The sequence below is a fragment of the Pseudomonas sp. R62 genome (assembly GCF_000257605.1).
Classification (GTDB): Bacteria; Pseudomonadota; Gammaproteobacteria; order Pseudomonadales; family Pseudomonadaceae; genus Aquipseudomonas; species Aquipseudomonas atacamensis.
Map to the genome: position 1 here is coordinate 3,759,110 of NZ_JH635998.1, position 3,123 is coordinate 3,762,232.

At 61.2% G+C, this 3,123-nt stretch carries 1 protein-coding gene; it reads right to left on the bottom strand.

Translation table 11 applies throughout. From position 1 onward, the window contains the following. A partial coding sequence (locus OQK_RS30475) for a dermonecrotic toxin domain-containing protein (protein ID WP_162098730.1) occupies positions 1-3,111 on the bottom strand: 3,111 nt, incomplete at its 3' end. Between the last annotated feature and the right edge of the window lie 12 nt (positions 3,112-3,123).

A 3,123-nucleotide genomic window follows, 5' to 3' on the forward strand; every position in this document is an offset into this window, starting at 1 on the left:
CAACGGGTTGTCTGCAAAGGTGTAACCATCGCTGAGGGAGCTGGCCAGGTTGAAGAACTTTTCCGGTATCCGCGTGATGCGGTTGCGATCGAATTGCGCCGAGATCAATCGCGGATGATCCAGCAGATCGTCGGGCACCGTATGAATGCCGGTGTCCGACAGATTGACGTAGCGCAACGAAGGCATCGCTTGCAGGTCCGGCGGCAAGCCCAGCGCATTGCCTTGCAGATCGAGCAGGGTAAGTTGTGGCAAGGAAGCCAGCACCGACTCTGTGACCGTTGTCAGGCTCACTCGGCAATCGCGTAAACGCAGTTCGCGCAGCGAGGGCATTGAAGTCAGTGCTTGCGGCAGGCTGGGCAGATTGAGGTTGCGCGCATCAATATTCTGCAATTGACTGAAGGACTGCAGAAAGCTGTCGACAGATGTGGTCATCGGGCTGCCGTCAATGGCGAGCGAGGTGATATGGCTGAAGTCCGCTGACAACACCGGCAAGTCGCCCATCACCGCCGGTGTAAGGCGCAAGGCGTATCCGGCGGCGAAGCCCTGTTGATTGATACCCGTGACGTGCTCCCGCCTCCAGGCTTTGAGCAATTGCTCCCTGAGCAGCCTGCGATTCTGGAGTTCGGCGCGCTTCTCCAGCGGCGTCAGCGCCGTGCCGGTTTCCGGGTGTACGGCGGGCGGATTGTTGGCCCAGACATGCAGCTCGTTCTGCAATTGCAAGTAGTCATTTTGCAAGCGAAGCATCTCTGCGCGCGGGCCTGCGGGACTACTGCGCATACTTTCGGCGAGAAAGCGCATCTCATGGTTCGACATGCGTGGATAGAGCACGCGGATGTCTTCTTCGAGGGTGTGCGGCTGGTAAGCGGGGCGTGGCGGACGCGGAGCATGGGCGTAACCGTCGGTACCCAGCAGGCGCAGGGTGTCGACAGTCGGCGCTCGGGACGGCGTATCGGCAATCACCTGACGCCACTCGTGGCGCTCGAGCGTACGTTCACGAATGGCCGCCTTCAGCGCCTGACTCTGACCGATGCGCAGGTCCAGGCTCTGGCGCTCGCTGTCGGGCAATGCGTACAACAGGCTGGAATAGAAATCAGTGAATGAGTGCAGCTGCTGCCCACTATCGTCATAAGGTTGATATTGGCCATCGTCGCGGCGCACCAGCACCTTGTGTGCAGGCGCATCGTCGCGGCCGATGGTGTCCAGTAATGCGCCCTCGTAGCGCCCGTCACGGATCTCGATGCGCACATCGCCACTCCAGCCCGGCAGCAGTTTGAGGCTGTGCAGCGCCAGAGAGTCAGAGTCGGGGTTGCCCACCGAGGCCAGCTCAAGGCCTTCATACGCGCGGGTGACGCGCACCTCGTCACTGGCCATCTGCATGAGCGCCTGTTGGCGCGCGGGCAATTGTCCTTCGCTGATCTGCAGCAGTTCGCTGCCGGTCGCGGTATCGAGCAGTTCGCGGGTAATGCTGGCCGGCAATTGCGGAGGGTGGGTCTTGAGTCGTGCCGCCAGCGGGTCGTCGAGGTGCTGAAGGGCTTGATAGCGCGACTCGAACAGCGCGCTTGTGTTGCGTCTGGCGAGGTCCGCCACTTGCTTGCGCAGGTTCTGGCTGCGGATCTCAATGGACGGCGTCGGTCCGGCGAAGGGCTCGTCCAGCAAGGCTTTGATCTGCGTCTCGTCGAGGGTTTGGAGCAGGGTTTTGAGCACGTCGCCACCGATCAGTTCGCCCTGGCGCAGTTCGGTCACGGGCAGGGTTGTGTCGGCAGATGATTGCCACAGTTGCTCGCCTTGGCGATCGAGCAGACGCAGGCATTTGTCGCCTGGCCAGCGGCCGTATTCGCTGAGCACCTGCAGCTGCATGGCCGGGTCGGCGCGCAAAAAAACTTCGGCGTCATCGCTGTCGAGCTGGTCGATGAAGCGTTGCAACTGCTGATCAAGCTTGAAGCGCTGGATACTGTCGGCCAGCAGCGGCGGGACCTTTTCCTGCTCGACATGCATTTTGCGCAGCGCGTCTTCGCTGGTTCCGCTGATCTGCAGGACGGTTTCGCGCTCGCTCGCGGACAAGCTCTCGACCGCAGGGCCGATACGGCGCAGCGCGGTTGCGCCATCCCATTCCAGCGGTTGCTCCAGTTCAGTGTGCCAGGCACCTTCGCCATTGTGGCGCAGCACCGGTTGGTATGCGTCGGGGCGACTCGGATGTTCGATGCGGTACTGCCCCGGCACCTGACTTTCCCTGACTGCAAAATGCGCGTCCTCCAGGGGCAGTAGGCGCTTGTCTTCATGGGTATGCAGACCCATTACATCGGGTTGCGAATCGGAACTCGGCTTCTGCGGGTGTTTGTAGCGCTCGATATCCGGTTGCCAATAGCGGGTGTCACCATTGGCCAGTTGTACCGGTTTGAAGCGGTCGATGAACGCCACGATTTCCTTGGGCAATACCTTGCGAAACTCGGCCGCGCCAATCGCACCGCCGACGGCGAACATGCCCAACTGGATCATCGATTCCACGGTGCCCATCAAGTGTTCGACCGCTTCGGTCGTACGTCCCTGCGCCCACTCGACAATGCCTTCGAATACTTCATCGAGCATCTGATAGGCCATGTACGCCATCATCGCTTCACCGAGCACCGGCACGAACGGCGCGACGATCATCGCCGCGGTCTGGGCGATGGAAGACAGGATGTTGACCAGCGAATCCCAGAATGCCCAGCGCGCCCTTTGATCAACCAGGGCAGTCGGTACGGCAATGGTTCGGGCGTCATTGAAAATCTTGTTCAGCTTTGCCTGGTACAGGTGTTGCCAGACATCGTCGTAAAACGGCGTCAGCGCAGTCTGCAGATCGGGCCGCTCCACCGGGGCTTCGCGCCACGCCGGCAGCGGGTCGCCGGGTTCGTGCGGATGCCAGCGGATTTCACTCAGCCGGCTGTTGAGAGTGCTGAAGAAGAAACCGCGCTGGTCGTGGTTGACGAAGCGGCTGAAGAATTGCTGATAGTCCCTGGAGCGCAACTGGCGCGTCAGTTCCACGACCATTTCCAATGGCGAGGCGTACTCCTTGAACGGATGTTCGGGGTCATCCGGGACGTAGGCAACGACGCGCGCGGCATTGCGCGTCATGTACAGGTCCGG